This window comes from Amycolatopsis sp. CA-128772 (assembly GCF_002904295.1).
Classification (GTDB): domain Bacteria; phylum Actinomycetota; class Actinomycetes; order Mycobacteriales; family Pseudonocardiaceae; genus Amycolatopsis.
Map to the genome: position 1 here is coordinate 1 of NZ_PPHG01000069.1, position 24,635 is coordinate 24,635.

At 69.8% G+C, this 24,635-nt stretch carries 26 protein-coding genes and 3 tRNA genes; 5 read left to right on the forward strand and 24 right to left on the reverse strand.

Going from position 1 to position 24,635, the window contains the following annotated elements:
• Positions 1-191: 191 nt before the first annotated feature.
• From C2L59_RS23950 to rplJ, 12 genes are all read right to left on the reverse strand, one after another.
• On the reverse strand, positions 192-770 hold the full coding sequence (locus tag C2L59_RS23950) for a hypothetical protein (RefSeq protein WP_103351759.1): 579 nt from the start codon (positions 768-770) through the stop codon (positions 192-194).
• 36 nt (positions 771-806) lie between these two features.
• The gene (locus C2L59_RS23955) at positions 807-2,072 is read right to left on the reverse strand and encodes an MCE family protein (RefSeq protein ID WP_103351760.1); all 1,266 of its coding nucleotides are present in this window, start codon (positions 2,070-2,072) and stop codon (positions 807-809) included.
• Positions 2,072-3,247, reverse strand: a complete 1,176-nt coding sequence (locus C2L59_RS23960) for an MCE family protein (protein WP_103351761.1) — start codon at positions 3,245-3,247, stop codon at positions 2,072-2,074. Before C2L59_RS23960 ends, C2L59_RS23955 begins: the two co-directional genes overlap by 1 nt.
• Entirely contained in the window at positions 3,244-4,428 is a 1,185-nt protein-coding gene (locus C2L59_RS23965) for an MCE family protein (protein WP_103351762.1), read from the reverse strand. The genes C2L59_RS23960 and C2L59_RS23965 overlap by 4 nt, the downstream gene beginning before the upstream one ends.
• Complete coding sequence (locus C2L59_RS23970; protein ID WP_103351763.1) at positions 4,425-5,411, reverse strand: MCE family protein; 987 nt, start codon at positions 5,409-5,411, stop codon at positions 4,425-4,427. Before C2L59_RS23970 ends, C2L59_RS23965 begins: the two co-directional genes overlap by 4 nt.
• Positions 5,408-6,436, reverse strand: coding sequence for an MCE family protein (locus C2L59_RS23975; protein ID WP_103351764.1), 1,029 nt, complete (start codon positions 6,434-6,436; stop codon positions 5,408-5,410). Before C2L59_RS23975 ends, C2L59_RS23970 begins: the two co-directional genes overlap by 4 nt.
• Positions 6,433-7,758, reverse strand: a complete 1,326-nt coding sequence (locus C2L59_RS23980; protein ID WP_103351765.1) for an MCE family protein — start codon at positions 7,756-7,758, stop codon at positions 6,433-6,435. Before C2L59_RS23980 ends, C2L59_RS23975 begins: the two co-directional genes overlap by 4 nt.
• Positions 7,755-8,591, reverse strand: coding sequence for an ABC transporter permease (locus C2L59_RS23985; RefSeq protein WP_103351766.1), 837 nt, complete (start codon positions 8,589-8,591; stop codon positions 7,755-7,757). Before C2L59_RS23985 ends, C2L59_RS23980 begins: the two co-directional genes overlap by 4 nt.
• A 4-nt stretch (positions 8,592-8,595) precedes the next feature.
• On the reverse strand, positions 8,596-9,348 hold the full coding sequence (locus tag C2L59_RS23990; protein WP_103351767.1) for an ABC transporter permease: 753 nt from the start codon (positions 9,346-9,348) through the stop codon (positions 8,596-8,598).
• A gap of 38 nt (positions 9,349-9,386) precedes the next feature.
• Positions 9,387-10,565: an ABC transporter ATP-binding protein gene (locus tag C2L59_RS23995; RefSeq protein WP_103351768.1), complete on the reverse strand. Its 1,179-nt coding sequence runs from the start codon at positions 10,563-10,565 to the stop codon at positions 9,387-9,389.
• 403 nt (positions 10,566-10,968) lie between these two features.
• Entirely contained in the window at positions 10,969-11,352 is a 384-nt protein-coding gene (rplL, locus tag C2L59_RS24000; protein ID WP_013222530.1) for a 50S ribosomal protein L7/L12, read from the reverse strand.
• 50 nt (positions 11,353-11,402) lie between these two features.
• Positions 11,403-11,957 (reverse strand): 50S ribosomal protein L10, encoded by a 555-nt coding sequence (gene rplJ, locus C2L59_RS24005; RefSeq protein ID WP_103351769.1) that lies wholly within the window; start codon positions 11,955-11,957, stop codon positions 11,403-11,405.
• A gap of 312 nt (positions 11,958-12,269) precedes the next feature.
• On the opposite strand from rplJ, the gene C2L59_RS24010 reads away from it, so the two are divergent.
• Positions 12,270-13,196, forward strand: coding sequence for a hypothetical protein (locus C2L59_RS24010; protein WP_103351770.1), 927 nt, complete (start codon positions 12,270-12,272; stop codon positions 13,194-13,196).
• Here the strand turns inward: C2L59_RS24010 and C2L59_RS24015 are convergent.
• The 6 genes from C2L59_RS24015 to C2L59_RS24040 form a co-directional block, all read right to left on the reverse strand.
• Positions 13,193-13,966 (reverse strand): alpha/beta fold hydrolase, encoded by a 774-nt coding sequence (locus C2L59_RS24015; RefSeq protein WP_103351771.1) that lies wholly within the window; start codon positions 13,964-13,966, stop codon positions 13,193-13,195. The genes C2L59_RS24010 and C2L59_RS24015 overlap by 4 nt on opposite strands.
• 162 nt (positions 13,967-14,128) lie before the next feature.
• Positions 14,129-14,848, reverse strand: coding sequence for a 50S ribosomal protein L1 (gene rplA, locus C2L59_RS24020; protein ID WP_103351772.1), 720 nt, complete (start codon positions 14,846-14,848; stop codon positions 14,129-14,131).
• A gap of 134 nt (positions 14,849-14,982) precedes the next feature.
• Complete coding sequence (gene rplK, locus C2L59_RS24025; RefSeq protein ID WP_003079266.1) at positions 14,983-15,420, reverse strand: 50S ribosomal protein L11; 438 nt, start codon at positions 15,418-15,420, stop codon at positions 14,983-14,985.
• Between the two features lie 75 nt (positions 15,421-15,495).
• Complete coding sequence (gene nusG / locus C2L59_RS24030; RefSeq protein ID WP_103351773.1) at positions 15,496-16,353, reverse strand: transcription termination/antitermination protein NusG; 858 nt, start codon at positions 16,351-16,353, stop codon at positions 15,496-15,498.
• Between the two features lie 74 nt (positions 16,354-16,427).
• Positions 16,428-16,868, reverse strand: a complete 441-nt coding sequence (gene secE / locus C2L59_RS24035) for a preprotein translocase subunit SecE (protein WP_103351774.1) — start codon at positions 16,866-16,868, stop codon at positions 16,428-16,430.
• A gap of 26 nt (positions 16,869-16,894) precedes the next feature.
• A tRNA-Trp gene (locus C2L59_RS24040) sits at positions 16,895-16,967 on the reverse strand.
• Between the two features lie 241 nt (positions 16,968-17,208).
• Here C2L59_RS24040 and C2L59_RS24045 point away from each other — a divergent pair.
• From C2L59_RS24045 to C2L59_RS24060, 4 genes are read left to right on the forward strand one after another with little or no spacing between them, the layout of a single operon-like run.
• On the forward strand, positions 17,209-18,105 hold the full coding sequence (locus tag C2L59_RS24045; protein WP_199199226.1) for a TIGR03619 family F420-dependent LLM class oxidoreductase: 897 nt from the start codon (positions 17,209-17,211) through the stop codon (positions 18,103-18,105).
• A gap of 59 nt (positions 18,106-18,164) precedes the next feature.
• Positions 18,165-18,515 carry a GntR family transcriptional regulator gene (locus C2L59_RS24050; RefSeq protein WP_103351775.1) on the forward strand — a complete coding sequence of 117 codons (351 nt, stop codon included), beginning with the start codon at positions 18,165-18,167 and terminating at the stop codon, positions 18,513-18,515.
• Entirely contained in the window at positions 18,512-19,468 is a 957-nt protein-coding gene (locus C2L59_RS24055) for a hypothetical protein (protein ID WP_103351776.1), read from the forward strand. Before C2L59_RS24050 ends, C2L59_RS24055 begins: the two co-directional genes overlap by 4 nt.
• Before the next feature lie 35 nt (positions 19,469-19,503).
• Complete coding sequence (locus C2L59_RS24060) at positions 19,504-20,409, forward strand: SGNH/GDSL hydrolase family protein (RefSeq protein ID WP_103351777.1); 906 nt, start codon at positions 19,504-19,506, stop codon at positions 20,407-20,409.
• 107 nt (positions 20,410-20,516) lie between these two features.
• On the opposite strand, the gene C2L59_RS24065 is transcribed toward C2L59_RS24060, so the two are convergent.
• The 6 genes from C2L59_RS24065 to C2L59_RS24090 form a co-directional block, all read right to left on the reverse strand.
• A complete protein-coding gene (locus C2L59_RS24065) occupies positions 20,517-20,915 on the reverse strand; it encodes a MaoC family dehydratase (protein ID WP_199199227.1) in 399 nt (132 codons plus the stop codon).
• Positions 20,912-21,361, reverse strand: a complete 450-nt coding sequence (locus C2L59_RS24070) for a MaoC family dehydratase N-terminal domain-containing protein (protein ID WP_103351779.1) — start codon at positions 21,359-21,361, stop codon at positions 20,912-20,914. The genes C2L59_RS24065 and C2L59_RS24070 overlap by 4 nt, the downstream gene beginning before the upstream one ends.
• Before the next feature lie 82 nt (positions 21,362-21,443).
• The gene (rpmG, locus tag C2L59_RS24075) at positions 21,444-21,608 is read right to left on the reverse strand and encodes a 50S ribosomal protein L33 (RefSeq protein ID WP_005152047.1); all 165 of its coding nucleotides are present in this window, start codon (positions 21,606-21,608) and stop codon (positions 21,444-21,446) included.
• Between the two features lie 49 nt (positions 21,609-21,657).
• Positions 21,658-21,730 (reverse strand) — tRNA-Met (locus C2L59_RS24080).
• A gap of 50 nt (positions 21,731-21,780) precedes the next feature.
• Positions 21,781-21,853: transfer RNA gene (locus C2L59_RS24085), tRNA-Thr, on the reverse strand.
• Positions 21,854-21,933: 80 nt separating this feature from the next.
• Positions 21,934-24,573 carry a bifunctional diguanylate cyclase/phosphodiesterase gene (locus tag C2L59_RS24090; protein WP_103351780.1) on the reverse strand — a complete coding sequence of 880 codons (2,640 nt, stop codon included), beginning with the start codon at positions 24,571-24,573 and terminating at the stop codon, positions 21,934-21,936.
• Positions 24,574-24,635: the final 62 nt, after the last annotated feature.

The following is a 24,635-nucleotide window of genomic DNA, read 5'->3' on the forward strand; positions in this document are numbered from 1 at the left end:
GCGGCGCCGGCCGGGGCCGCGGCCGGCGCGGCTCGGCGGGCACGGCGGGCAGCTGACCGGTCCGCTCGGCGGCGGACTCGTCCGTCGAGGGCTTGCGCAGCCCGGCCACGCGGGGACGCCGCGACGGCGTCGGGGTGCTGCGAGGCGGCTGGCGGCGGGAGGGGGGCACTACAAGCTCCTTTGGGGTGACGCTACTGGCCGGCCGCGACGAGCGGGACGCTGTCGATGCCGGACAGCTTCCAATCATCGCCCACCCGGGTCATCGACACCTCGAGGCGCAGCGGCTTCGCGCTGCTCTTGTCGCCCTGGGTGACGGTCGTGGCGATGGCGGCGAGGAAGCTGGCCTTGCCTTCGTGGTCGTCCAGTTCCTCGACGGCGATGTCCTGGACGTCCGTGGTGACCTTCGTCTTGGCGTCGGTGAGCGCCTTGCGGAACGTCGGGGCCGACTGGTCGATCTGCTGCGCCATCTTTTCGTCCGACACGGCCTTCTGCCGGGCGAAGAAGCCGTCGAGGTCGTTGTAGTCGACTTCGGTGTACGCCTTCAGCGCGTTCGTGCCCGCCTTGACGACGGCCTCGCGCGAGGCCGCCAGGCCGGCGTTGTCGTCGGCCGCCGCCGCCCACCACTGGATGCCGAAGAACGCCGCGGCGATCAGGGCGGCCAGCGCCAGCGCCCCGGCGCCGAGCACCAGGGTCCGCGAGGGGTCCTTCGGCGGCGTCGCGGACGACTCCTCGTCCTCCACCGCCGTGGCGGCCGGCTCGTCCGTGCTCATGACACTCCAGAGTAGGTAACGGTCATCAAATCCACGTCAGGACAGGCCGAGCAGTGAGCCGAGGCTGGTCAGGCTGACGCCGGGGCTGCCGACGATGCCCGGAACGCCCCGGGTGTCCCGCTCGTCGGCCAGCTCTTCGGCCGGCCGGTTCGCGTTGGCCGCGACGTCGCCGTCCGACGGCGCGACCGGCACCCCGCCGTACGGCGCGTTCTGCGCCCCGCGGACGTTGATCGGGCTGCCCTTCGGTTCGGCACAGTACGCGTTGTCGGCCGCGGGCCGCGGCGTGAGGTTGTTCCCGGCGCGGTACTGCGAATACGGGAGGTACCCCTTCGTGCAGGCCGGCGGGTTGAACAGGTTGAGCACCAGGCCGAGGTGCGCGGTGCCGTCGCCGGGCGCCACGCTGCTCGCCGCGCCGGCCAGCGCCGGGTAGGTGACCAGGCCCTGCTCGATCCCGTCGAGCCGGGTCACGGTCAGGTTGGCCGTGGTGAGCAGGTTCGCCGTCAGCGCGCCCAGGCCCGGGCCGGACTCCTTCAGCACCTGGCTGACCTGCGCGGCCACCTGCGGCGTGATGCCGATCAGCTTCCGCAGGTCGCCGTCGGAGTTCTTCAGCGTGCCGGTGAGCTCGTTGAGGCTCTTGCTGAACGACGCGAAGTTCTTCGCCTCGTCGTTCTGCGTGTCGAGCACCTGGCCCCCGGCGTCCAGCAGCTGGATCGTCTGCGGCAGGTACTCCTGCGCCGTCGTGGTGAAGCTGCGCGCGGTGTCCAGCAGCTTCTGCAGGTCGCCGCCGGTGCCGCGGAAGGCGTCGTAGGACTCGTCGACGACCGTGCGCAGCGAGTCGACCGGGACCGACGCGGCGAGCGAGTCGAGGTCGCCGATCAGCCGGTCGGTGCTGACCGGGGTGGTCGTCTTGTTCGCCGGGATCACCGAGCCGGCCGCCAGGTACGGGCCCTGGTCGGCCTTCGGCTTGAGATCGACGTACTGCTCGCCGACCGCCGACCGGTTGGCGACCACGGCGTCGAGGTCCGCGGGCACCTTGGGCGCCGACGGGTCGATGTTCAGGTCGGCCTCGAGCCCGGTCGGGGTGAGCCGCATTTCGCCGACCCGGCCGATGTTGTAGCCGCGGTAGGTGACTTCGGCGTTGGTGAAGATGCCGCCCGATTCGTTGAGCTGCAGTTTCACCGTGTAGCCGCTGTTGCCGAACACGCTGCCGAGCCCGGCGAACCGGATCAGCGCGTAGACGATCGCGACGACGGAGATGACCGCGAAGGCCACCAGCTGGATCTTCGTCCGGCGGATCAGCATCAGCCCGCACCTCCCGGCAGGAGCCCGAAGAGGTTGCCCAGGCCCGGCTTCGACGGCGACGACTGCCCGGCACCCGGGATCGGCAGCGGCGGCGGCTGGTTGGCCGGCGTGCCCTGGACGCCACCGGTCAGGCCGGCCAGCGGCAGCTGCCCGGCGAGGGCGTTCTGCCGGCTGTTGCCCAGGTTGTCGACGATGGTCTTCAGGTTGAGGTCCACCTTCGCGTACAGGTTGAAGTAGTCGCCCTTGACGCCGTTGACGGCCTGGTCGCTGAACGGGAACGTCAGCAGGAGCTGCAGCGCCTTCGGCAGGTCGTTGCCCGCCTCGCCGAGCTTCTGCAGCGTCGGCGTCAGCGCCTTCAGGTCGGCGACGAGGTCCTTCTGCGACTTGTTCACCGTGTCGGTGGCGACGCCGGAGAGGTTGTCCAGCGCCTGCAGCATGGTGACCAGCTGGCCGCGCTGCTGCTCCAGCACGCCGAGGCCCGGCCCGAGGTTGTCGACCGCGCCGACCAGCTTGTCCTTCTGGTCGTTCAGGGTCGACGAGAGCCGGTTCAGCCCGTCGATGGCCCGCGTGATGTTCTGCGACTGCTTGTCGAGGTTCGTCACCAGCTGGTTCGCGTTGTCCAGCAGCGCCTTGATGTCCGGCTCGCGGCCGGAAGTGGCGTTGTTGAGTTCCTTGGTGATCGTGTTGAGCTGGTCGACGCCACCGCCGTTGAGCAACAGCGACAGCGCGCCGAGCAACTCTTCGACCTCGACGCTGCGGTTCGTACGGGCCAGCGGGATGGTCGCGTTGTCGGCGAGCTTGCCCTGGGCCTGGTCGGTGCCGGGCGAGGCCAGCTCGACGTACTTCTCGCCGAGCAGGCTGGACTGCTTGACGTTGGCGATCGCGTTGGCCGGCAGCTTGATGCCGCCGTTGACCTTGAGGGTGACCAGCGCGTGCCAGCCGTCCTTGGTCAGCCCGACGTTCTCGACCCGGCCGACCGGCACCTCGTCGACCTTCACCCCGGCCTGCGGGGTCAGGTCGAGCACGTCCCGGAACTCGACGTTCACCGTGTACGGGTGGTCGCCGAGGTCGGCGCCGCCGGGCAGCGGCAGGTCGTAGATGCCCTTGAAGGCACAGCCGGACAGCGTCAGCGCGGACGCCGTCGCGAGGACTCCGGCGGTCAGGAGCTTCTTCACTGGCCACCTCCGTAGAGCTGCCCGGCGATGGGCAGCGGGAGCGGCGGCAGCTGACCGGACTGCAGGGCCTGCACGGTCTGCGCCACGGACGGCAGCGGGATCACCTTGTCGACCACGGCGGCGATGTTCTCGCAGGCGTTGCCGAGCACGTCGGGGATGCCCTTGGTGCCGACCTGCTTGAGCAGCCGGCAGATCATCACCAGCGGCGGCTGGGTCAGCTCGTTGAGGTTCGGCCGGGCGTCGAGCGTGCCGGACGCGCCGTTGTAGGTGTTCACCAGGTTGCTCAGGCCGACCGGGGCGACGTCGAGGATCTCGGCGAGCGAGCTGCGCTGGTCGACGAGCACCTTGGTGATCCCGGCCAGCTTGTCCACATTGGACTTCAGCCGGTCGTGGTTGGCGTCGATGAACGTCTGCACCGAGGTGAGCGTGGTGCCCAGCTGCTGCACGGTCGCGGCCAGGTTGTCCTTTTCGGACGCCAGGTAGCCGCTGACGTCGGCGAGCTGGCTCTCGAAGCTGCGGACCTGCTTGTCGGAGTCGGCCAGCGTCTGCGAGAACTTCCCGAGGTTCTGGACGGTGGTGAACAGGTCGTCCTTGTTGCCGGCCAGCGTCCCGGCCGCCTGGCCGAGCTTGGTGATCGTGTCGTGCAGAGCCTGGCCGTTGCCGTCGACGTTGGCCGCCGCGGTGTTCAGCAGGTTCGACAGCGACCCGGTCTTGTTGGCGCCGTTGGGGCCGAGGGTCTCGCTGACCCGGGCCAGGCTGGCGGCCAGCTGGTCGACCTCCAGGGGCACCTCGGTGTGGTCCAGGCCGATGACCGCGCCGTCGGAGATCCGCGGGCCGCCGGTGTAGGCCGGGGCCAGCTGGACGTACCGGTCGGACACCAGTGACGGCGCCACGATCAGCGCCTTCGCGTCGGCCGGGACGGCGACCGAGCGGTCGTATTCGAAGTCGACCTTCACCTGGTTGCCCATGGGCTGGATCTTGGTGACCGTGCCCATGTCGACGCCGAGCATCCGCACGCTGTTGCCCTCGTACAGGCCGACAGCACCGGCGAAGTACGCGGTCAGGTGGTTGCGGCCGGCGTCCTTGAGGGTCCACCAGATGCCGCCGGCGACGACGAGCGCGAGGACGATCGCGATGGTGAAGCCCCTGGTCAGGGCGGCCCCGAAGCGGGTGTCACTCATTTCGTGTAGCACCCCTCTTCGTTGATCGGGCCGAACGACGGCAGGACCAGGCCGCAGATGTAGTTGTCGAACCAGCGCCCGTTGCCGATGGTGTTGGTGAAGACGCGGATGAAGGGCGCGAACTTCTTGAGCCCCTCGGCCAGCGAGTCCTGGTTGCGCTGCAGCATCGACGTCAGCTGGTCGAGCTGGGTCAGCACCGGGTCGAGCTGCTTGGAGTTGTCGTCGATCAGGCCCTGCAGCTGGGTGGCCAGCTCACGGGAGCCGTTCAGCAGCGCGGTGATCGCGTCCTCGCGCTTGGCCAGCTCGGCGAGCAGGTCGTTGCCGTCGTCGAGGAGCTTCTGCACCTCGGCGTCGCGGTCGACCAGCGTCTGCGACACCTCGCGGGTGTTGGCCAGCAGGTTGGACAGCTGCTGGTCGCGCGAGGCGATCGTGTCCGACAGCTTCGACAGCCCCGACAGCGCGCCCTTCACGTCCTGCGGCGTGTTGGCGAAGGTCTGGGAGATCGTGTCGAAGCTCTGGGCCAGCTGCTTGGTGTCGATGTTGTCGACCGTCTGGGACAGCCCGCGGAAGGCGTCGAGCACGTCGTAGGGCGCCATCGTGCGGTCCCGCGGGATCCCGGTGCCCGGGTTCAGCGCGGTCTGGCCCTGCGGGTCCAGCGACAGGTACTTCTGCCCGAGCAGCGTCTTGATCTTGATCGCGGCACTGGTCCGGTCGCCCAGCCAGGCGTCCTTTACCTTGAACGACACCTTGACCGACGCGCCGTCGAGCTCGATGTCGCTGACCTTGCCGACCTTGACCCCGGCGATCCGGACGTCGTTGTCCTTCTGCAGGCCGGACGCCTCGCTGAACTCGGCGCTGTAGGTGGTGCCGCCGCCGATCACCGGCAGGTCGTCGGAGTTGAGGGCGGCGGTGAAGGCGAGCGCCAGCACGACGATCCCGACCAGCGCGATCGGCACGGGGTTGCGCTTCTGGAAGGACTTCATCCCGTGCACCTCGCCCGGTTGACCGGGATCAGGGGCAGCGCGACGTCGTTGATCAAGGGGGGCAAGCTGACGCTCCCGGAGAACTCGCAGGCGTAGAAGTTGAACCAGGAGCCGTAGTCCGCGGTGCGGGTCAGCGTGCTCACCTTGGTCGGCAGGAACTGGATGAAGTGCTCCAGCTCCGGCTCGTTCTTGTTGAGCTGCTGGGTCAGGTTCCCGAGGGCGCTGATGTCGTTCTTCAGCGGCTCGCGGACCTCGCCGAGCAGCCCGGACGTCGTCTGGGCCAGGTTGCCGAGGCTCTCGATCGCGTCGCCGATCGGCTTGCGGTCGGCGGCCAGCCCGGATACCAGCTGCTGCAGCTTCACGATCAGGTCGTTGAGCTGCGGCGTGTGCGCGTTGACCGTGTCGAGCACCGAGTTGAGGTTGTCGATGACCTCGCCGATCACCTGGTCCTTGTCGGCGATCGTGGTGGCCAGCGAGGCCGTGTGCGACAGCAGGCTTTCCACGGTCCCGCCCTCGCCCTGCAGGACCTGGATGACCTCGTAGGACAGCTTGTTGACGTCCTCGGGGTTGAGCGCGGTGAACAGCGGCTTGAAGCCGTTGAACAGCTCGGTCAGGTCCAACGCCGGCGTGGTCCGCTCCAGCGGGATGGTGCCGCCGGGCGGCAGCGCCTTGCCACCGGAGTTCTCGCCCTCGCCGAGCGAGACGTATCGCTGGCCGACCAGGTTGCGGAACTTGATCTGCGCGGTCACCCCGGCCGGCAGCGTCCGCCCGGAGTCGACCTCGAACTCGACCTCGGCCTGGCGCTTGTCGACGATCTTGACGTCCTTGACCTGCCCGACACGGACGCCGGCGATGCGGACGTCGTCGTTGGGCAGCAGCAGCGTCGCGTCGGTGAACCGCGCGTGGTAGGCGTTGGTGCTGGTGGTGTTGATGTTGGCGATGCTGATCCCGAGGATCGTCGTGAACAGCACGGTGACGACCACGAAGATGCCGAGCTTGATCAGCGGCGCGAGCAGGCCCCTCACTTGACCGTCACCTCCGCACCCCGGTACAGCGGGCCGACGAGCAGCGAGCTCCAGCCCGGGACGTCGGCCGCGGCCATGCCCAGCTGCGGGCCGAGCAGGTCGGCCAGGAAACCCTGTTCCGCCGTCGAGTACGCCAGGTCACCGCCGCTGCCTCCGCTGCCGGCCGCGTCGGCCTTGAACTTGGCCGGGTTCAGGCCCTCGCTCGCGCTCTTCGGCGCGGCCTGGTGCAGCGTGCCGTCCTTGAACGCGCCGTCCGGCGGCTCGGACGGGAACGGCTTCGGGATGTCCTTGATGTCGTAGCAGCGCGGGCCGCGCTTGTCCTCGAACCGCGGCTCTTCCTTGCCCGCCTGGTACGGCGCCCGCGGCACGATGATCTCGATCGTGGCGTGCAGGCCGGGCTGGTTGGTGCCGGCGCCCAGCGCCTGGTCGATCAGCGGCACGTTCTTCGCCATCTGGGAGATCACGCAGGGGTACTCCGGCGCGTACTTCGCCAGCAGCTCGGCCGTCGGCCGGGCGGTGTCGACGAGGGAGATGATGTTGTCCTTGTTGTTCTGCAGGAACGTCTGCAGGTCCACCGAAGCCTGGGTCAGGCTGCCGTAGAGGGTGCTCAAGTTCTGCCGCTCGTCGACCACGGTCCGGGTCGTCGTGCTCAGGTTGTCCAGGCTCTGCACCAGGTCCGGCGCGGCGTCCTTCAGGTGGTCGGAGAACTCCGCGAGCGCCTTGAGGTTGTGCTGCAGCTCGGGCTCGTGCGGGTTCAGCTCGCCGATGTAGGTGCCCAGCTGCGAAAGCGTGTCGCCGAGCTGGTTGCCGCGGCCCTGCAGCGCCGTCGAGATCGCGGTGAGCGTCGCCGACAGCTTCTGCGGCTGCACCGCCTGCAGCACCGGCATCAGGTGGGAGAACGCCTGCTCCAGCTCGACCGCGCTGGACGTGCGGTCCTGCGGGATGACGTCCCCGGTGGAGAGGGTCTTCGCCGACGGGTCCTTCGGGATCTCCAGCGAGACGAACCGCTCGCCGAAGAGCGTCTTCGGCAGGAACCGCGCCGAGACGTTCTCCGGGATGAGCTTCGCGGACTCCGGCTGCAGCGCCAGCGTGAGCTCGGCGCCGTGGTCGGTGGCGACGATGTCCTGCACCGAGCCGACGATCAGCCCGCGCACCTTGACGTCGGACTGCTTGATCAGCTGGTTGCCGATCTTGTCGGCCTGCAGCTTGACCGTGACGACGGGCGTGAACGCCTTGTCGTAGAGCGCGATGGACAGCGCCACCCCGCCGACCATCACGGCGATGAGCAGCAGGCCGAGCAGCCTGCGCCGGAGCACCCTCATCCCGCGATCCTTACCGTGACGTCGGTTCCCCAGATGGCGAACCCGATGAAGAAGTTCATGATCGACACCGTGACGATCGACAGCCGCACGGCCTTGCCGACCGCGACGCCGACACCGGCCGGGCCGCCGGTCGCCCGGTACCCGAAGTAGCAGTGCGACAGGATGATCAGGACGCTGAACAACAGCACCTTGATGAACGAATAGAGCACGTCCTGCGGCGGTAGGAACAGGTCGAAGTAATGGTCGTACGTGCCTGCCGATTGGCCGTAGATGTAGATGACGACCAGTCTTGACGCGAGGTACGAACTCAGCAGGCCGATGATGTAGAGCGGGATGACCGCGACGAACCCGGCGATGATCCGGGTCGTCACCAGGTACGGCAGGCTCGGCACGCCCATGACCTCGAGCGCGTCGATCTCCTCGGAGATCCGCATCGCGCCCAGCTGGGCGGTGAACCCGGCGCCGACCGTGGCGGACAGCGCGAGCCCGGCGACCAGCGGCGCGATCTCCCGGGTGTTGAAGAAGGCGGTCAGGAAGCCGGTGAAGGCCGACGTCCCGATCGAGTTCAGCGCCGAGTAGCCCTGGAGGCCGACGAGGACACCGGTGAACAGGGTCAGGCCGACCATCACGCCGACCGTGCCGCCGATGACCGCCAGCGAGCCGGACCCGAAGCTCACCTCGGCCAGCAGCCGGAGCACCTCTTTGGTGTAGCGGCGCAGCGTCCGCGGCGTCCACAGCAACGCCCGGCCGTAGAACGACATCTGGTCACCGAGGGTGTCCAGCGTCTGCAACGGACGGTTGGCGACGCGTTTCGCGCCCTGGAGGAACGTCATGGCGCTAGTCCAGCTTTCCGGGCACGATCTGCAGGTAGATCAGGGTGATCACGAAGTTCACGACGAAGAGCATGAGGAACGTGATGACCACCGACTGGTTCACCGCGTCCCCGACGCCCTTCGGGCCGCCGGAGGGGTTCAGGCCCCGGTAGGACGCGACGACGGCGGCGATGAACCCGAAGATCAGCGCCTTGAGCTCGCCGACCCACAGGTCGGGCAGCTGCGCGAGGGCGGAGAAGCTCGCCAGGTACGCACCCGGCGTCCCGCCCTGCAGCACGACGTTGAAGAAGTAGCCGCCGAGCACGCCGATGACGCTGACCATGCCGTTGAGCAGCAGCGCGACCAGCATCATCGCGAGGGTGCGCGGCACGATCAGCCGCTGCACCGCGGAGACGCCGAGCACCTCCATCGCGGCGATCTCTTCGCGGATGGTCCGGGCGCCGATGTCGGCGCAGACGGCCGAGCCGCCCGCGCCCGCCACCAGCAGCGCGGTGACCAGCGGACTGGCCTGCTGCACGGTGGCGAGCACGGAGCCCGCGCCGGTGTAGGACTGCGCGCCCAGCTGGCGGGCGAGCGAGCCGAACTGCAGCGAGATGACCGCGCCGAACGGGATGGCCACCAGGGCCGTCGGCAGGATGGTCACGCTCGCGATGAACCAGGACTGCTGGATGAACTCCCGCAGCTGGAAAGGCCGCTGGAACAGGCCGCGGACGATGTCCAGGCCGAGAGCGAACAGGTTCCCGGTCTCGCGCAGCATGCCGATCCCGGGGATCTTCGCCTGTGTTGCGGGAGAGCTCACCGGCCACCTGGCCCGTTGTTCGGTGGCATCCGGTGCGTGCCGGTTCTCGGCGGCTCGCCGCCGGGGATCCGCGCGACCTGCTCGGCGGGCAGCTGGCCGTGGTGCTGGTTCGGGACGCCGTCACCCGGCGGCCGCATCCCGGCCGGGACCTGCTGCGGCTGCCCGCGGTGCGGCCGCACGCCGTAGTGGCGCTGCTCCTCGGGGCTCAGCGACTCGATGATGCTCTCCTGCGCGGCCGGCGGCAGCCGGTGCATGATCTCCATGACCCGGTCCTTCCGGCGGATCGCCCCCATCCGCGTCGCCACGCCCGGCGTCGTCTGCATCTGCGGCGGCACCCCGCTGATGTCCTCGACCCCGCCCGCGTGGTGGCCGGCGTCGAACATCGCCTGCTCGGCGGCCATCTGGGCGCTGTCCTTCTCCTCGGACATGCCGATCGGGCCCTGCATCTTGCCGTTGAGGAACTGCTTGACGACCGGCTCTTCGCTGGTCAGCAGCACCTCGCGCGGGCCGAACATGACCAGTTCCTTGCGGAAGAGCATGCCCAGGTTGTCCGGCACCGTGCGGGCCAGGTTGATGTTGTGGGTGACGATCAGGAACGTGGCGTCGATCTGCGCGTTGACGTCGAGGAACAGCTGCGAGATGTAGGTGGTGCGGACCGGGTCGAGGCCGGAGTCCGGCTCGTCGACCAGGATGATCTCGGGGTCGAGCACCAGCGCGCGGGCCAGGCCGGCGCGCTTGCGCATCCCGCCGGAGATTTCGCCCGGCAGCTTCTTGTCGGCGCCGTTCAGACCGGTCATGTCCAGCTTTTCGAGCACGATCCGGCGGATTTCCGTCTCGGACTTCTTCGTGTGCTCGCGCAGCGGGAAGGCGACGTTGTCGTAGAGGTTCATCGAGCCGAACAGGGCGCCGTCCTGGAAGAGGACGCCGAAGAGCTTCCGGATCTCGTAGAGCTTGTGCTCGGAGCAGGTGACGATGTCGACACCGTTGATCACGCAGCGGCCGCGGTCGGGCTTGAGCAGCCCGATCATCGACTTCAGGAACACCGACTTGCCGGTCCCTGACGGGCCGAGCATGGCCGACACTTCGCCCGGGGGGAGCGTCAACGTGACGTCCCGCCAGATGGTCTGCTTACCGAAGGACTTCGTCAGACCTTCGATGACCACCTCGGCACCCATCGCACCTCCAGGAGCTGTTCCGCGTCATTGCGCCCGCTGCCACACCCTGCCACCCACGCCGGCGGCGGATATGGGCCGGTGGCGCCCACGAACCCGCGTCAACCAGGTGCAACGAGCTGAGTGCGAACAGGTTACTCACCAGTTTTCTTTTCTGGCCAGCCCCGGCTCCATCGTCACCCCGCCGTGATCGCCAATGCGCAGCACGGTAGCCCAAACGGGGCAACTGCGCAGGTCTGTGCGGCCCCGGGTCCACGATTTAGGGACCCCGGGGAGATCCGGACACCGCTCCTAGGGGTTGCACCGGCCCTGCAGCTCAGGAAGTCGTAGACACGGAAGGGGCGGGCATCCGCGTGGATGCCCGCCCCTTCTCGAGGTGGTGCTACAGGCGCTTGCGCGCCCGGAATCACTTGATGGAGATCTTGGCGCCCGCAGCCTCGAGCTTCTCCTTGGCGGCCTCGGCGGCCTCCTTGTCGACCTTCTCCAGGAGGGCCTTGGGAGCGGCCTCGACCAGCTCCTTGGCCTCCTTCAGGCCCAGGCCCGAGACGACCTCGCGGACGACCTTGATGACCTGGATCTTCTTGTCGCCGGCGCCCTCGAGGACGACGTCGAACTCGTCCTGCTCCTCGACCGGGGCGGCAGCGGCGGCGGCCGGGCCGGCGGCGACGGCGACCGGCGCGGCGGCGGTCACGTCGAAGACCTCTTCGAACTCCTTCACGAACTCGGACAGCTCGAGGAGGGTCAGCTCCTTGAAGGCGTCGATCAGCTCGGCGGTGCTCAGCTTCGCCATGATGGCTTCCTCTCAGAAAAACGAACGAGACGTTCGGGGTGGGGGGTGGTTCAGCTCTCGGCGGGTGCTTCGGCTGCTTCGGTACCGGCGGCTTCGCGCTGCTTTTCCTCCAGCGCCGCAGCCAGGCGGGCGACCTGGGACGCCGGCGCCTGGAACAGCGCGGCGGCCTGGGACAGCTTCGCCTTGAACGCGCCCGCCGCCTTGGCGAGCAGGACCTCACGGCTGTCGAGATCGGCGATCCGGTTGATCTCGTCCACGGACAGCGCACGGCCGTCCATGTAGCCGCCCTTGATCACAAGCGCGTTGTTGTCCTTCGCGAAGTCGCGAAGCGCCTTGGCGGCGTCGACCGCTTCACCCTCGACGAAGGCGATGGCGGTCGCGCCGACGAACAGGTCCTCGAGCCCCTGGACGCCAGCGTCCTCGGCGGCACGCTTGACGAGGGTGTTCTTCGCGACCCGGTACTTGGCACTGGTGCCGAGAGCGCGGCGCAGCTGGGACAGCTGGGACACGGAGAGGCCGGTGTACTGGGTAACGACGGTGGCCGAGCTGGTGCGGAAGCTCTCCGCGATCTCGGCGACGGCCGCCACCTTGTCGGGCTTCGCCATGGTCGCCTCCTCTCTTGGCTAGTGGGTTCCACTGGCTCTCGAGGGGCTCCGCAAACGACGAAACGCCCTCGCGCAGACAGGCGCGGGGCGTCTTCGGGCACCTGAGTGCCCGGCCTCGTTCCTCCTGCGCGGGCCGCCCGGCGAGATGCGGGACCTTCGTTCCCCGTTGAGACGGGGAAAACCAGCGGTCTTCGGTAGAACCGTCACCAACTATACGCGACGGGTTCCGGCGGCTGTTCTCACCCCCGGCCCTGACCTGCGTTTAGGGCGCCTGGGGGTTCCGTATGCGGTGCCGGAGGGCATCATGGTGACGTGGCGGAGCAGCGCGATGACGGAAAGCCGGGCTCGGAAGTCGAACCGGCGGGCCAGAACACGCCCGCTGCCGATCCCCGGCCCGGCGGTGCTCTGGCGCCCAGCCAGGGGCCTCCGCCGCTCCCCCAACCGTCCGGCGCGTCGGCTCAGCCGCCGGTGGATCCGGCGGAGCTGGAGCAGTTCCGCCAGTTCCAGCAGTTCCAGGACTACCTGCGCTACACCCAGTCCCAGCAGGGCAACCAGCCGGCGCCCCTCCCGGACGCGGGCATGGTCCAGGCCCCGCCCTCCCAGCCGGCCCCGCAGCAGGGCGGCGCCCAGCCCCCGATGATCCCGCCGGGCTACCAGCTCGTCCCGACCGAACGCCGTCGCGCGCCGAAGTGGCTGACCTGGCTCGGCAAGAAGGTCATCGCCTGGGTCCTGGCCATCGTGATCCTCGGGCTCGCGGCCACCTGGCTGTACAACCACTTCTTCCCCAATGACTCGGGTAAGTCCTCCGCCCAGCTCGCCCAGGAGGGCGGCGGGAAGTACCACACGAACCACATCCTCTCGACCAGCCCGTACGAAGCCGTCCGCGAGGTCTACGACGCCATCGCGCAGAACCTCGTCCCGCAGGCGTGCGGGCGGATGGACGAGCCGATCCAGCAGAAGTTCGCCCAGGACCTGGGCTACACCGACTGCCAGGTCGCGGTCCACGAGCTGAACCGCAAGGTCACCAACAAGAACAAGTACGCCGAATCGATGCCGTCGTACGTCTCGGAGCCGATCCCGGGCGACCGGTTCACGATCAGCTCGTGCCGGTTCGGCATCGAAGGCGGCCCGGCACTCGGCGCGTTCACCGTGGCGAAGGTGCCGAAGGGCCAATGGCTGATCGTCGAGCACACGAACGAGCCGACCCCCTGCCCGGCGCCGACGCCGACCAGCCGCTAGCGCGGGTGCGGCGCCGCCAGGAAAGCCACCAGCGCCTCCGCGAACGCCGGTGACATCACCGCCGTCATGTGGTCACCCGGGATCCGCACCAACCGCGCCCCCGCGATCGCCGCGGCCAGCCGCTCCGGCTCGGCCGCCAGCTGGTCCTGTTCCCCCGCCAGCACCAGGGTCGGCACCCCGATCGACGACAGGTCCAGGTGCCCCTGCCGCGAAGCCAGCGCCACCGCCGCCAGTGCCTTCCGGTCGCCGCCCACCGCGTCGGCCAGCAGGCGGAACGGCACGCCCGACGGCGGGACCAAAGCAGGGTCCTCCGCCAGCAGCGCCGAGGCGATATCGGCCGGCTTCACGACGCGCAGGTCCACCCCGCCGAAGTCGACGATGCCCGAGCCGACCCCGCCGGTCGCCAGGCGGCGGATGCGCTTGTCGGCCGCCGTCACCGTCAACGCGATGATCGCGCCCATCGAGTAGCCCACCATCGACGCCTCGTCGAGGCCCAGCTCGTCGAGCAGCGCCGAAACGTCCCGGGCCATCGCGTCCTCGGCGTAGCAGGACTCGTCGTACGGCTTCTCGGACCGGCCGTGGCCGCGCGCGTCGAGGGAGATCACCGTGAAACCCGCCGACCGCAGGGCCGCGACGACACCCGTGGAGATCCAGTTCGCGTTCGTGTCCGCGGCGAACCCGTGCTGCAGCAGCACCGGGCGGCGGGCGCCGTCGCCCTCCCACACGGTGTAGTTCAACCGGAGGCCGTCGAACGACGCGAAAGTCGGCATGCCGTCAATAAGACACGAAGAAAGGGCGCCCCCGCAGCACGCGGGGACGCCCTTTCTGGTGATCTCAGCCTCAGAAACCTTATTCAGCCGTCGGCCGGCGCAAAGCTCGCCTCAGGCGGGCACGTTGCAGTCCGTGGCGCCGGCCTAGCCGGAATAAGGTTCTCAGACGGCAGCTTCCTCCGAGAGGAGGTTGCGGGTCCGCAGCGGGTCGACCGGGATGCCCGGGCCCATCGTGGTGGTGAAGGTGACCTTCTTCAGGTAGCGGCCCTTCGCCGACGACGGCTTGGCGCGGAGGATCTCGTCCAGCGCCGCCGCGTAGTTCTCGACCAGCTTCTCCGTGTCGAAGGAAGCCTTGCCGATCACCAGGTGCAGGTTGGCCTGCTTGTCGACGCGGAAGTTGATCTTACCGCCCTTGATGTCCTGCACGGCCTTCGCGACCGCGGGGGTCACCGTGCCGGTCTTCGGGTTCGGCATCAGGCCGCGCGGGCCGAGGATGCGGGCGATGCGGCCCACCTTGGCCATCTGGTCCGGCGTCGCGATCGCGGCGTCGAAGTCGAGCCAGCCACCCTGGATGCGCTCGATCAGCTCGTCGGTGCCGACCGCGTCCGCGCCGGCGGCTTCGGCCTCGGCGGCCTTGTCGCCGACGGCGAAGACGATGACGCGAGCGGTCTTACCGGTGCCGTGCGGCAGGTTCACGGTGCCGCGGACCATCTGGTCGGCCTTGCGGGGGTCCACACCGAGACGCATCGCGACCTCGACGGTCGCGTCCATCTTGGTCTTGGAGGTCTCCTTCGCCAGCTTCGCGGCCTCGAGCGGCGCGTAGAGGCGCGCCTTGTCGATGAGCTCCGCAGCCTGGCGGTAAGCCTTGCTGTGCTTGGTCATGCTTCTGTCCTTACTGCTGAAAACGGATCAGTGTGGTGACGAGCCAGCACTCGGCTCTCCCACGGTGTTGTCTGCCTCGACTCCGTCGAGGCGACGAGATCGCTCTCAAGCCGCGATCTCGCAAGCTGCAAACGTCAGGCGTCGACGACCGTGATGCCCATCGAACGAGCAGTGCCGGCGATGATCTTCGCGGCCTGGTCGATGTCGTGGGCGTTGAGGTCGGTCTCCTTGGTCTTGGCGATCTCGCGGACCTGGTCCCAGGTGACCTTGGCGACCTTGGTCTTGTGCGGCTCGCCGGAGCCCTTCTCGACACCAGCGGCCTTGAGCAGCAGGCGCGCGGCCGGCGGCGTCTTCAGCTTGAAGTCGAACGACCGGTCCTCGTACACGGAGATCTCGACCGGGACGACGTCCCCGCGCTGCGACTCGGTCGCGGCGTTGTAGGCCTTGCAGAACTCCATGATGTTGACGCCGTGCTGACCCAGCGCGGGGCCGACCGGCGGCGCGGGGTTGGCCGCACCCGCCTTGATCTGCAGCTTGATGATCGCCGCAAGCTTCTTCTTCTTGGGTGGCATTTCTTTTCCTGTCCTGTACTACGTTCCCCGCGTACCTGCCGTGGACGCGGGGACTGCGGCCGAGAAGGCCGGCCGTCAGATCTTGGAGACCTGGTTGAACGACAGCTCGACCGGGGTCTCCCGGCCGAAGATCGACACCAGGACCTTCAGCTTCTGCCCGTCAATGTTGACCTCGGAGATCGTCGCCGGCAGCGTCGCGAACGGGCCGTCCATGACCGTGACCGACTCGCCGACCTCGAAGTCGACCTCGACCGTCGGTCCGCCGAGCTGCGACGACGCCGAAGTGGACTCGCCCTTGGCCGCCTTCGCCGGGGCTTCGCTCTCGACCTTGGGCGCGAGGAACTTCAGCACCTCGTCCACGGTCAGCGGCGACGGCCGCGAGGTGGCGCCGACGAACCCGGTGACACCCGGCGTGTTGCGCACCGCGCTCCACGAGGCGTCGTTCAGGTCCATCCGGACCAGGATGTAGCCGGGCAGCACCTTGCGCTGCACCTGCTTGCGCTGGCCGTTCTTGATCTCGGTGACCTCTTCGGTCGGGACCTCGATCTGGAAGATGTAGTCCTCGACGTCCAGGGTCTGGGTCCGGGTCTCGAGGTTGGTCTTGACCTTGTTCTCGTACCCGGCGTAGGAGTGCACGACGTACCACTCGCCGGGCGCAGCCATGAGCTCCGAGCGCAGCTTGGCGACCGGGTCCTCGTCGTCCGCGGCGGGCTCGGCCTCGTCCTCGGCGTCGTCGGCCACGGCCACGTCATCGCCGCCCTCGTCGACGGAGACGTCCGCGGCCTCGTCGGCAGCGTCGTCGTCGACCTCGGAGTCCGACACGTCGACGGGCTCGAGGTGCGCGGACTCCTCGTCACCGAGTGCCGCGTGCACCTGCTCGTCGGAAAGCTCGGTCAGGTCGTGACCGGCTGATGTGCCGTTGTCGGAGGTCACGTTCCGTCCTCTCAGTTGATCATTGCGGGCCAGGCCGGGACCCGGGCCCCATCCGGCGCGCGCCCGGGGGCGCGTCAGCCGAAGATCTTGCCGATGCCCCACTTGAATGCCAGGTCGAGCACGCTCACCAGGCCCACCATGAAGACCACGAAGGCCAGCACGACCACGGTGTAGGTGACCATCTGCTTGCGGTTCGGCCAGATGACCTTGCGCAGCTCCGCCCACACTTCGCGGATGAAGCGCACCAGCCGCGCGAACACGGAGGCCTTCTTCGCCTTCTGGTCCCGCTTCGGAGTCGGAGCGCCCTTCGCGTCGGGGGCGGTCTTCTCCCCCGACTTCCCGGCCGGGCGGGCCTTGTCGTCCGCACGTGCCGCGGACTTCCCGGCCGGACGAGCGGTCGCACGGCGTTCGCGCCGGGCGGCGGCTGTGACGGGACGGGACGCACTCTCGGGCTTCTGCCCGGTGCCGTCCTGCTCCTGCTCGCCGCCGCTGGCGTCGCTGTCGCTCACGACCACTCCTCCGCTCCACCAGTTCCGTTACGCAGGGGTGACAGGACTTGAACCTGCAACCTGCGGTTTTGGAGACCGCTGCTCTGCCAATTGAGCTACACCCCTGTGGAGCCCCGATCCTTCGGAGCCCCGGTGGACGCATTCCATCGTCCCCACCATCCAGGCGGGGATGACCGTAGTGCGTTCCAAGTCCCGAAGTCTACGGCAAGCCTCGCGGGAGGCCGCAACCGCGCCCCCCGATCGGCCACCGAACCCCGGCCGGCCTGCGGAAAACTCCCCGCCGACCTCCTGATCATGCCAGGATGTCCGCCATGACGACCACCCCCCGGTCGGCGGGTGCGCGCCGGTGAGCGGAACACAGCTCGGGCTCGCGCTCCCCCAGTACGGCCCGCTCGCCGACCCGGCTGCCGTGCCGCGGTTCGCGGCCGCCGCCGAGAAGCTCGGCTACGCGTCGCTGTGGGTGGGCGACCGCATCCTGACGCCGCTCGCGCCGTCGGACCTCTACCCGGGCGGCGGGACGCCGGAACACCCGTACCCCACGGAGTTCGAGACCTTCGCCGACCCGTTCACGACGCTGGCGGCCGCGGCCGCCGTCACCTCCACGGCCCGCCTCGGGATGAGCGCGCTGACCGGCCCGGTCTACTCCCCCGTCCTGCTCGCCAGGGCCCTGACCTCGCTCGACCTCGCCAGCTCGGGCCGGCTGGACGTCGGCTTCGGGCTCGGCTGGCTGCGCGAGGAGTACTTCGCCACCGGAGTGCCGTGGGAGGGCCGGGGCAAGCGGCTCGAAGAGCTGCTCGACGCCCTCGACGCGTTGTGGACCGGCGATCCGGCGGCGCACGAAGGCCCGCAGTGGCGGATCGCGCCGTCGACGGTGGGCCTGCGCCCGGCGCAGCAGCCGCGCCCGCCGGTGCTGCTCGGCGGGTTTTCGCCGCCGGCGCTGGCCCGGGTGGGACGCCGCGCGGACGGCTGGCTGGCCGGATGGATGCCGAAGCAGTACCTGAACGGCCTCTGGTCCGTCGCGCTCGACGCGGCGGAGCAGGCCGGTCGCGACCCCGGCGAGCTGCGTCGCGTGCTGCGGATCAACCCGCGGGCGGGCACCGGGATCGACACGATCGCCGACGTCCCGCCGTGCCTGGACACCGCGCGCGAGGAGGGCATCACCGAGGTCCTCCTCGACCTGCACTACGTCGCCAAGGACGTCGACCACGCCCTGGACCTCGCGGCGGAGCTCATCGCGAACTGATCACCTTTAATGTGAGGCAGGTCACTCCACGGTCACATAGTTCTAATATAGTTAGAACTATGTTGGTCCGGATCGACCCGAGCTCCGCCGTGCCGCTCTTCGAACAGGTGGCGGCGTCGCTGCGCCGCACCCTCGCCGACGGCCGCCCGGCACCCGGCGAGCAGCTGCCGCCCGCCCGCGAGCTGGCCGCGTCACTGGAGATCAACGTCCACACCGTGCTGCGGGCGTACGCGCTGCTTCGCGACGAGGGCCTCATCGACCTGCGACGACGGCGTGGTGCCGTCGTCCTCGGCGGCGCGCCGTCCCGGGCGCGGCTCGCCGAACTGGCCGCCGAGCTGGTCCGCGAGGCCAAGCGCACGGGCGTCGGCCTCGACGAGCTCACCGGGGTGCTGAAGGAGAAGTACACATGAGCAAGCTGATCCGGATCCTCGCCGCCACCACCGTCCTCCCGGGGGCCGCGCTGGCCGTCGCGGCCGCGCTCGCGAACGCCTGGGCGGACCGGCTGCCCGACCCCGTCGCCACGCACTGGAACGGGCCGCCGGACGGCTCGACCCCGCTGGGCCTGTTCACCGGGATGTGCCTGGCGCTCGGCGCCCTGGTCACCGTCATGCTGACGACGACGGCGCTGACCGCGCTGCGCCGCGGGCGGCCGTTGCCGCGCCTGAGCGTCGGGATGGGCGCCGGGTTCGCCGTCCTCCCGCCTGCCGTCCTGCTCTCGGTGCTGGTGCCGAACCTCGACGTGCCGGACTGGCACGCGGCCCGCAGCGGCGCCGTCGTCCTGCTCTTCCTGCTCGGCGCGGTCGTCGCCGGCGTCGCGGCGGGCTTCGCCGGCGGCTTCCCGGCCCCGGTCGCCGAAGCAGCCGCGCACCGGCCGAGCGTGGGTCTCCGGCCGGGGCAGCGCGCGTTCTGGTCGAGTCACGCGGCGAACCCGGCGATGCTCTGGGCGCTGGCGCTGGTCCCGCTGGCGATCGCCCTCCTGCCCGCCGGGCTTCCGCTGCCGACGGCCGTCTGGATCGCCCTGGTCGGCGCCGCGCTCACCGCGCTGACGTACCGCGTGAAGGTGACCGTCGACGCGAAGGGCGTGACGATCCGCTTAGGCCTCCTCGGCCTCCCGTGGCGGCACATCGCGCCGGCGGACGTCCACGAAGCCACCGCGCGCGAGCTGGCGACGTTCGGCGACGGTGGCCTGGGTCTGCGCTTCAACCCGGTCACCGGCACGACGGCGTACAAGGTCCGCGGCGGCCCGGCGCTGGCGCTGGCCTTGGAGAACGGCCGCACGGTGCTGGTGAGCGTGGCCGACCCGGAGACCGGCGCCGGACTGGTCAACGACCTGCTCGCGCAGCGCGTCACCCGGATTGGCTAGCTCGCGGCGGCACCGGTTTCGGTAGAAACGAAGAAGTGGCGAAGAAGAGCGGTGGCGGCGGCTGCCTGGTGGTCCTGCTCGTGGCCGGGCTGTTGGCCTTCGGGTACTACAAGTGGCAGCACGGCTCGTCGTCGGCGCCCCCGGACGGCGCGGACACCGGCGGCGGCACCGGCCGCTACGTCGCGCTCGGGGATTCGTACACGTCGTCGCCGCGCACCGGCCGGCAGGCGGGCACCCCGGCGGGCTGCGAGCGATCGGACGACAACTACCCGCACCTGGTCTCGGCCAAGCTGAAGCCGGCCGCGTTCGCGGACGTCAGCTGCGGCGGCGCGACGACGGCCCACCTGACCGCGCCCCAGAAGACGGGCAACGGCACGAACCCGCCCCAGCTGGACGCGGTCACGGCGGACACGACCCTGGTGACGGTGGGCATCGGCGGCAACGACGTGGGCTTCTTCTCGTACGCATCGGGCTGCGCGACGACGCACCCGAACGCCTCGCCGTGCAAGGACAAGCTGACCGCGGGCGGCCACGACCAGCTGGCCGAGCGGATCGACGCCACGGCCCCGAAGATCGGCGCGCTCCTCGACCGCATCCACACGAAGGCCCCCGAGGCGAAGGTGGTGGTGGTCGGCTACCCGACGGTCCTCCCGGACGGCAACGGCTGCTGGCCGGCCCTGCCGTTCGGCGCGGGCGACGTCGAGTACTTCCGCGGAGCACTGGGCAAGCTGAACAAGATGCTCGAGGACCAGGCGGACGCCCACCGAGCGGGCTACGCGGACACGGCCACCCCGGGCAAGGGCCACGACGTGTGCTCGGCCTCGGACACCCGCTGGGTGGAGGGCCTCCTGCCGGCCTCCCCGGCCGCGCCCCTGCACCCGAACGCCCGTGGCGAGCAGGGCATGGCCGACGCGGTGGTGTCGGTGCTGAAGCTGCCGTAGCCGCGGGCGCCCCAAGCACCCCAATGTGGCGTTGGTTGCGCTGGACGCACCGAACGCCACATTGGGTGCGCCGGACGCACCGAACGCCACATTGGGGCGGGGCCGCGTCAGGTGCGGACCAGGGCCTGCGGCTTTCCCAGCACCGTCTTCCCGTCGAACTTCACCACGAGGTCGATCCGCGCGATGCCGTCGGACTTCACGTCCGCGACCTTGCCGGTGACCTCGACGACCGCGCCCTCCGGTGTGTTCGGGACCACCACCGGGCGGGTGAAGCGGGCGCTGAAGTCGACGAGCCGGGCCGGGTCGCCCAGCCAGTCCGTCACCACGCGGCCCGCCACCGCCATCGTCAGCATCCCGTGCGCGATCACGTCCGGGAGGCCGACGTCCTTCGCGAACGCCTCGTTCCAGTGGATCGGATTGAAGTCCAGCGCCGCCCCGGCGTAGCGGACCAGCTGCTCGCGGGTGATCCGGACCTCGAGGGCGGGCAGTTCGTCGCCGGGGTTCACGCGGTCTCCCCTCGGACCACCAGCTGCGCGCGGGTGGTGCAGACCTTCTGGCCCGCGGCGTCGGTGACGTCCGCGCGCAGGTTGATGAAGTCGTTGCCGGCGCGGGCCATGATCCCGTCGATGTGGGTCGTCACCTCGAGCACGTCGCCCGCGTACACCGGGCGCGTGTGGGTGAAGCCCTGGTCGCCGTGGACCATCCGCGAGTAGTCGAGCCCCAGCTCGGGGTCGGCGACGATCGCGTTGATCGAGGCGAGGTTGATGATCGTGAGGAAGGTCGGCGGGGCGATCACGTCCGGGTGACCGGCTTCGCGGGCCGCCTCCGGGTCGCGGTAGAGCGGGTTCGCGTCGCCGATCGCGTCGGCGAACTCCCGGATCTTCTCCCGGCTCACTTCGTAACTGGTCTGCGGCGGATAGCTCCGCCCGGTGAACGACTGGTCCAAGGGCACGGCGACGAGGCTACCAACAGCGAGAAGCCGCCCGGAGCAACTCCGGGCGGCTTCTTCGAGCTGGTGTGAACGCGCTACGTCGTCAGCGGGTTTCCTTGTGCGTCCGGTGCGTACCGCAGTTCGGGCAGAACTTCTTCATCTCCAGGCGATCCGGGTTGTTGCGCCGGTTCTTCTTGGTGATGTAGTTGCGGTGCTTGCACTCTTCGCACGCCAGCGTGATCTTGGGTCGCACGTCGGTGGCAGCCACAGCGTTTCCTTCTCTCTCAGGTCCCGGGGGCCAGCCCCGTCTTACCGCGTAGCGGTGGCCGGACTTGAACCGGCGACACAGCGATTATGAGCCGCTTGCTCTGCCAACTGAGCTACACCGCCCTTACATGACCCAAGCCGCGACACGCAGGCGTGACGCGGCTGAGGTCGTGAGCCCCTTTACGGAATCGAACCGTAGACCTTCTCCTTACCATGGAGACGCTCTGCCGACTGAGCTAAAGGGGCCTGGCCTCTCGCGAGGACTTGGAAAGATTAGCAAGGGCCGTCACCCGCCCGTGCAACCGGGGTCCCCAAACCGCAAAACCTCAGGTCAGCAGGGTCAGCACGGTCTCCGAGTGCCGTCCCGGCGAGCGCGCGGTCCGGGCCTGCAGCCACGCCTCCAGGCGGTCCTCGGGCAGCGGCCGCGAGATCAGGTAGCCCTGGGCGACGTCACAGCCCATCGCCTCGAGCTGGTCCCGCGCCACGTCCTCCTCGACGCCCTCGGCCACCACCGTCAGCCCGAGCGAGTGCCCCAGCTCGACGATCGACCGCACGACCGCCAGGTCGCCGAGGTCCGTGCCCATCCCGAGGACGAAGCTCTTGTCGATCTTCACCTGGTCCACCGGCAGCTGCCGCAGGTAGGCCAGCGACGAGTAGCCGGTCCCGAAGTCGTCCACCGCGAGCGTGATGCCCAGCGAGTGCAGCTCACGCAGGATCGGCAGCGCCTTCTGCGGGTCGGACATCACGCCGGACTCGGTCAGCTCGAACGTCAGCAGCTCCGGCGGGATGCCGTGGTGCTCCAGCTCGCGGGCCACCTTGTTCGGGAAGTCCTCGTCGGCCAGGTTGCGCACCGACAGGTTGACCGCCACCGAGATCCGCAGGCCCTCGTCGAGCCACTTGCGGCAGCGCTTGAGCGCCTCGCCGAGCACGAACCCGGTCAGGACGCCGATCAGGCCGGCCGCCTCGATCGCCGGGACGAACTCGTCCGGCCCGAGCCGGCCGAACTCCGGGTGCACCCAGCGCACCAGCGCCTCGACGCCCTGCACCTGCCGGTTCGGCAGGGTGATCTTCGGCTGGTAGTGCACGCTGACCTGGCCGTCCTCGAGGGACTGCCGGAACTGCGTCACCATCTGGAAGCGCCGCAGGAAGATCTGGCCCATGCTCGGCACGTAGCCGCGGACCTCTTCGCCGCCCTTCGTCGCGCGGACGGCGACGTCGGCGCGCTGCAGCAGGCCCTCGATGTCGACGACGTCGCCGGGTTCCTCCGCGGACGTCGTCGCGTAGCCGATCATCGCGTTCGCCTCGACCGAGAGCCGGTCGACCGGGTACGGCGCCGACAGCTCTTCGCGCAGCCGTTCCGCCGCCCGGTGGGCGTCCTCCGGCGGGAGGCCGACGAGCAGCGCCGCGAAGGACGCGCCTTCGAGCCGGGCGAGCGGGACGTCGGGGCCGAGCGCGTCGCGGATGCGGCGGCCCGCGGCGACGACCATCCGGTCCGCCCAGGCGTAGCCGAGCGCGTCGCTGACCGTGGAGAAGACGTCGAGGTCGATCCGCAGCACCACGGCGTTGGCGAAGTCGCGCAACGGTTCCTTCGCCACCTGCCGGAAGCCCGGCCGGTTGAGGTGCCCGGTGAGCGGGTCGTGGTAGGCGTCGTGGCGCAGGGTCGCGAGCAGGCGCCGGTTGTCCAGCGACGTCGCGAGGTGGCTGGCCATCGTGCCGAGCAGCTGGACGTCGTACTTGCCGAAGCCGCGCCAGCGGGACAGCCGGTCGTGCGCCTCGACCACGCCGAGCAGCCGGTTCGCGCTGCGCAGCGGGACGACGAGCGCCTCCTGCGCGCCGCGGTCGAGCAGCGCCGCGCGGACGTCGGGGTTGGCTTCGGTGATCCGGAAGTGCCGGACGTGCGCGCCGGGCAGGCGCAGCAGCGGGTCGTCGGCGGCCGGGTCGGCGGGCGGCAGGTCGTCGCCGGCGACCACGACCCGCATGGTGTCCTTCGGTTCGAGCCGGAGTCTCAGCACGACGCGGCCCGCGGCGAGCTGGTCCTTGATGCGCTCGGCGATCGTCGCCCACTCGCGGACGTCGACGCCGCCGACGAGCTCGTCCGCGCGGCTGGCCGGGCGCGCCGCGGCCTGCTGGCCGGAGCGGGCCACCATCAGGCTGACGTCGGAGAGCGCCTCCATGTCCCGCTGCTCGCGCAGCAGGTCCGAGTACGCCCAGTACAGCGCGGTGAGGCCGAGGAAGACGGCGAGCACCAGCGGCCACGCCTTGGGCGTGCTGGAGATGACGAGGTAACCGGAGAGGCCGACGGAGGCGTTGACGAAGCCGACGACCAGGATCCGCCCGGTGAGCCGGACGGCGGTGCTGACCCGCATCCGGCGGCGCAGCACGCGGACCGCGGCCAGCGCGAGCAGCGTGCTCACCAGCGGCGCGGTCAGGGTGCCGGCCAGCGCCGCGACCCACGGGATCTTGTCCCCGGACCCGACGGCGTGCTTGACCAGCCCGGCGACCGCGAAGGCGCCGGTGATCTCGAGCAGGAACGCGCCCGCGTTGTAGAGGACGCGGCCGGCGACCTTCCGCGCGAGCAGCGTGCCGATCCCGGCGACCAGGTGCGCGGCCAGCACGACCTCGAACGGCGCGATGAAGAAGCCGATGACGAGCGGGATCTCGGTGAAGGAGATGGTCCAGGAGATGCCGCTGCGGACGTCGACGTTGATGCCGAGCTGTTCGGCGAGCAGGAAGGCGACCGCGAGCACCGGCCCGATCCACAGCAGCCGGTCGTCCCACTCGAACGGCAGCCACGAGCCGACGGCGAACGCGGCGACGAGCCCGAGGCTCAGGACGGCGAAGGTGTACGCGCGGAACCGGCGCTCGTCGGTGCGGGCTTCGGCGGAGACGGGCGGTGTCCCGGAAGCGGCTCCCGGCCCGGGCTGCGCCTGCGCGACGGCGTCACCGTGGGCGTTGGTGTCCGGCATCCGACCTTCCCTCCCGGCTTGTCCACCGGTGCTGATCCGTGACTTCGGGTGTGGACAGGGGC